5 protein-coding genes are annotated in these 5,011 nt (G+C 35.7%); 2 read left to right on the top strand and 3 right to left on the bottom strand.

The features are described from left to right. Positions 1-79: 79 nt before the first annotated feature. Entirely contained in the window at positions 80-805 is a 726-nt protein-coding gene (locus ACP5S8_RS07675; protein WP_461876367.1) for an aminotransferase class IV, read from the top strand. Continuing rightward, positions 781-1,776 carry a chorismate-binding protein gene (locus ACP5S8_RS07670; RefSeq protein WP_461876366.1) on the top strand — a complete coding sequence of 332 codons (996 nt, stop codon included), beginning with the start codon at positions 781-783 and terminating at the stop codon, positions 1,774-1,776. The genes ACP5S8_RS07675 and ACP5S8_RS07670 overlap by 25 nt, the downstream gene beginning before the upstream one ends. 1 nt (position 1,777) lies before the next feature. Here the strand turns inward: ACP5S8_RS07670 and ACP5S8_RS07665 are convergent, their stop codons facing one another. From ACP5S8_RS07665 to ACP5S8_RS07655, 3 genes are read right to left on the bottom strand one after another with little or no spacing between them, the layout of a single operon-like run. Continuing rightward, positions 1,778-2,278, bottom strand: a complete 501-nt coding sequence (locus ACP5S8_RS07665; RefSeq protein ID WP_461871081.1) for a metal-binding protein — start codon at positions 2,276-2,278, stop codon at positions 1,778-1,780. A 6-nt stretch (positions 2,279-2,284) separates the two neighbouring features. Beyond that, complete coding sequence (gene recJ / locus ACP5S8_RS07660; RefSeq protein ID WP_461876365.1) at positions 2,285-3,958, bottom strand: single-stranded-DNA-specific exonuclease RecJ; 1,674 nt, start codon at positions 3,956-3,958, stop codon at positions 2,285-2,287. Beyond that, entirely contained in the window at positions 3,958-4,806 is an 849-nt protein-coding gene (locus tag ACP5S8_RS07655) for an NAD(P)-dependent oxidoreductase (RefSeq protein WP_461876364.1), read from the bottom strand. Before ACP5S8_RS07655 ends, recJ begins: the two co-directional genes overlap by 1 nt. Positions 4,807-5,011: the final 205 nt, after the last annotated feature.

The following is a 5,011-nucleotide window of genomic DNA, read 5'->3' as shown; positions in this document are numbered from 1 at the left end:
GTTAAGCCCTTCTGCGCCGATGATACTGTGCTGGGCAAACGGCACGGGAAAGTAGGTCGCCCTCGGGGGTTTAAATTGTATGGATAACAACATCCAATATTCACAGGGGCTTTTTGAAACTTTTATATACAACGGCGATACCCCGTCCTTAGAAAGACACCTAAAACGATTAAACAACTCATCAAAAGAGCTTTTTAACATAGAACTTGATATAGACAATATAAAAACTACATTAAACCAATATCCCAAAAACACCGTTTTAAAGCTTTTAATAGCATACGATGAAACTAAGATTTTCTATGAAAAGCCAAAAACTTATAAAATATATGTCATAAAGCGTGAAAAAGGACCATCACCAGAGAAAGTAAATCTAAGAATATCGCCTTATAAAAGACACAGTAAAGATATTACCATATACCACAAAACCACAAACTATCTTTTAAACACGCTGGCAAAAAGGCAAGCCCAAGAAACCGGCTTTTTTGATGCAATATTTCTAAATGAAAAAGAGCATATACAAGAGTGCACCACTTCCAACCTATTGCTTGTCAAAGATAACAAATACTACAGCCCTTCCGTTGAAAGCGGTATGCTATTTGGTATAACACTGCAAACGCTGAAAGAACAAATAAATATAAGCTTTCTGCCGATAAAAGCCAAAGATTTAAAAGATTTTGAGAAAGCTTTTATACTAAACTCTGTAATAGGTGCAAAGTCCATAAACGCTGTAGAAGATATAAATTTCAAAGTGGATAAGGATTTGGAAAATTATTTAAATATATGCATTCAAAAAGAAAACTTATAATAGCTTCAGGCTTTTTCAATAAGAAAAACAAATTCTTATACAAAGCAAATATAAAAGATATAAGGTATTTGGAAAACTTAGACGACTTTCAAGACGACAAATATATTCATTTTTTGATAATACCTTTTTCGGAAGGTAAAACAATAGACATAAAGATATCTTCTTTTACAAGGCTAAAACCTTTTTACAAAAAATCTCGCTTTAAACTTCTTAACATGACACCTAAACAAGACTACATAAATATGGTACTAAAAGCCAAAAGACACATAGAAAACGGAGACATATACCAAATAAACTTAGCTATGAAGTTTGATTTTGAGCTTTTATCCAAAGAAGAAGCCTTGTTTTGGCATTTTGTTAGATACCAGCCGGTGGATTTTGGATTTTTCTTTAAGAATAAGGACTTTTATATAATAAGTGGGTCTATGGAGCTTTTTGTAGGAAAAGAAAACGACAAAATAATTTCAAAACCTATAAAAGGCACTTCAAAACGAAAACTTGAACTCATTAAAAGCCAAAAAGACATATCAGAAAACCTAATGATAACGGACGTTATGAGAAACGACTTCAACAAAATATCGAAAGAGGTAAGCTGTAAAAAACTTTTTGCCGTATCAAAACACAAAACCCTTTTTCACATGTATTCTGAAATATTAGGTAAAACCAAAGAAAAACCTATAAACATAATAAAACAATGCTTACCAGTAGCCTCTGTAAGCGGTGCTCCAAAGAAAATGGCTACACATCTTATAAAGACAATAGAACCTTTTGATAGAAGTTACTACTGCGGTGTAGCTCTGCTTTTAAAAGGTAAAAATATGGTTTCAAGCGTTTTGATAAGAACTATAATAGGAAGTGCAAAACATTTTTGCTACTACGCTGGTTCCGGTATTACATACGATTCAAACGAAGAAAAAGAATACGCTGAGAATCTTTTGAAATCAAAATTTTTTAAAGTTAAAAGCCTTTAAACTATCTTACAAACTTTTTTAGCTTCTTTAGGAAAGAAAGCACAAAATCCCAAAATATATGCACTATATCAGATACTACAGCACCCATTACAAACCAAAATATATCTTCTTCGGTTATCCTGTATCTTATATGTTGTAAAAAAGTGTCCGAGCTTTTAATAAAAGTGTGAGAATAATTTGAAAAACTCATGACACCCACTATAACAAAGTATAAAAATACCACCAAAATAAAAACGTATAAAAACCTAGACAAAGTACCTACTATGGGAAAGTGCGACAAACCCCTATGTTTAAAAACAGCACGATAAGGGTGCCACAGCCACTTCAACATTTTCCATCTTTTTGATGGTTTTGAATGGGGTAAGTCTATGTCTGGAGATAGCAAAACGGTAGATATAACGTATGCGCTTCCAAAATATAAAAAATACTCATGAGGCACACCGTAAAGGAAAACCGGAAGCGTTGCCAAATTTAAAAAATCGTGCGTATTACCAGAAGCCATCAGACATCAACAAAATACTGCATCTATCATGTTTATTCCGTAAGAATCTATGTTGTATATGGCTTTTAAGCGCTGACCGGGTTTTAGCTTTAGAAAAAGTTCCTCTTCAAAACAGCTTAGTTCTATCTCTTTATCTTTGTCCAAGGTTTTCACTCTTACGCCTACGCCTTTGCTTGATATAGAAGAAATAGTGATATCCTGAGATATAAAAATCGGCTCTGGGTTTAGCTCACCGTAAGGAGATAGCCTCTCTATTATTTCTTCAATACGCTTATCAACGCTTCTTAGGGGAAGTTCCATATCTACTTCTAAAACTCTATCCACCTCAAAGGACTCTTTCTTTAACAAATCGTTTATCTTTTGTTTAAAAGCATCAAAATATTCTCTTTTTATAGTAACACCGGCAGCCCCAGCATGACCACCCCATTTATCAAACATATAACTTAAATTTGAAAGAAGCTTATGAACATCAAGCCCCTCTACAGACCTTATAGAGCCCACCGCATGGGTGTTGTTTATGTAGAATATACCTGTTGGTTTTTTAAGCTTGTTTGAAAGCCTTCCGGCCACAATTCCAAGAACCCCATGATGCCAAGTTTGTTTTCCAAGTATTACAAAATCATCGCTAGATTGAGAAGCAAGGCTGTAAGCCTCTTTAAACATCTCGTTTGATATTCTTCGGCGGTCTTGGTTTATTTTGTTTAAATCCTCCGCCAAAATCCTAGCTTTTTCATAGTTTTTTTCTGCCAAAAGCCTCATAGCCAATTCGGGTTTTTTTATACGACCTGCGGCGTTGATTCTTGGAGCTATGGAAAACCCTATGTCTTTGGCAGTTATTAGCTTTTGATTTCCGTTTTGAGTTTTTGATATGTAGTTTATAAGGGCTTTCATACCAGCTTTTCCAATATCCGTAGCCATGTCCCAAGGCATATCTTTTATTTTGTTTATAAGCTCAAGACCTTTGGATATAAGCACTCTGTTTAACGAATTTATTGGCATAACGTCTGCCACAGTACCCACTGCCACCAAATCAAGGTATTTCCTTATATCAAAATCTACACCCAAAGCTCTTCTTAAAGCCCCTACCATATAAAAGGAAAGCCCAGCCGTGCATATGCCTTTAAGCTTGTTGCCTTCCTCTAAGTTTGGGTTTACCACTATAGCCTTAGGCAAGCCTTCGTCGTGATTTATCCTGTGATGGTCTAAGATAATAAAGTCCATATTGTATTTTTCTTTTGCATACCTTGTCTCTTCAATGGCTGTAGTACCGTTGTCCAGTGTAAGCACTAGGTTGGAATACTTTGAGAATAAATCTATAAGCTCTTTTGAAAGCCCGTAGCCGGAGTTTCTGTTTGGGAGCACAGGTATTACGTTAGCACCCATTTGCTTTAAAAAATCGTACATGATAGTGGTAGAAGTAACCCCGTCTACATCGTAATCACCGTAAAGGAGTATCCTCTCTTTAGATTTTACGGCTTTTACAAGTCTATCAATTGCTTGGTCTATGTTTGGTAAAAGCTCAAAACTTGGTATATTTTTTAACTTTACATCCAAATCTTCAAGATTTATATTCCTGAGGCTAAGTAGTGTGTTAAAAACTACTCTGTATAAATCTCCTGCACCGTCTAAAACTTGTATCTGGCTTTTAATACTAACCTTTCTACCTAACGCGCTTATCATCAAGCCTTCTTGTAGAGGTTATACACAGAGGAGAAATCAAGATCTTCCATGTTTGATTTTATAGCAAGGCCATAGGTCTCTTTAACGGAGGATAAGCTAAAAGAGAAAAGCCCAAAATCTTTAAGAAGGTCTTGCACATAGTGAAGGTCCTTGTATATAGCTTTTACAGAAAATTGAGGAGAAAAATCCTCTTGTAGAAGCTTTTGTTTCTTAACGTTTAATATGTAGGAGTTTCCAGCCCCAAGCTCCAAAAACTTCAAAATCATCTCTTTGGGAAGGCCGACGCTCTCTCCAATACCAACGGCTTGGGCTATAGCGTCCATAAAAGCTCCAAGCACTATGTTGTTTATTAGTTTTCCATAGGTGCCGTTTGGTACCGGTCCAAGGTAAATTCTTTCTTTTGTAAAAAGCTTTAAAACATCTTCAACGCTTTTAAACACATCTTCATCACCGCCCACAAGCATGACAAGCTCACCCTTCGTAGCAGGTATCACAGAACCAAGCACGGGAGCATCAAGATACTTAGCGCCAAAACCCTTTAAGGTCTCGTAAGCTTCCTTTACATAAGCGTAGTGGTTTGTGGTGGTATCTATAATAGTCTTGTCTTTTAAATTTCCTTTTACAAGACCGTTTTCCCCAAAAACAACCTCTCTTGAGGCAAAAGAATCAAAAACGTTTATAAAAATAATATCTACCGCTTCTAAAAGCTCGTAAGGATAATCTACCGCTTTAAAATCTTTTACCTTTGATTTTGTTCTGTTGTAAACTATCACCTCCACACCCAAAGAAGCCATCCTTCTTACAATCGCTGAACCGAGATTTCCAAAGCCTATAAAACCTACCTTCATACCAATAGTGTATCAATATTTTTATAATTTTTCAAGCAAAACACAAAAAACCGGGACTGTTTCATCAATTGTCTAAACTCTCTTACTAAACATTATTTTACGCTCTAGATAAAGGATTCCAAGTTGCTTAGAGTTTTGCCTACAGTGTTGGCCACTATAGTTCTGATAAGCCCTGAAAGCTCTTGTTAACCTCCTTAGAGCAAAG

Origin of the sequence: Hydrogenobaculum sp. (assembly GCF_049967395.1) — a bacterium.
Taxonomy (GTDB): Bacteria; Aquificota; Aquificia; order Aquificales; family Aquificaceae; genus Hydrogenobaculum.
Note: the sequence above shows the minus strand (reverse complement) of the source record. Positions and strands in the feature narration are given on the sequence as shown.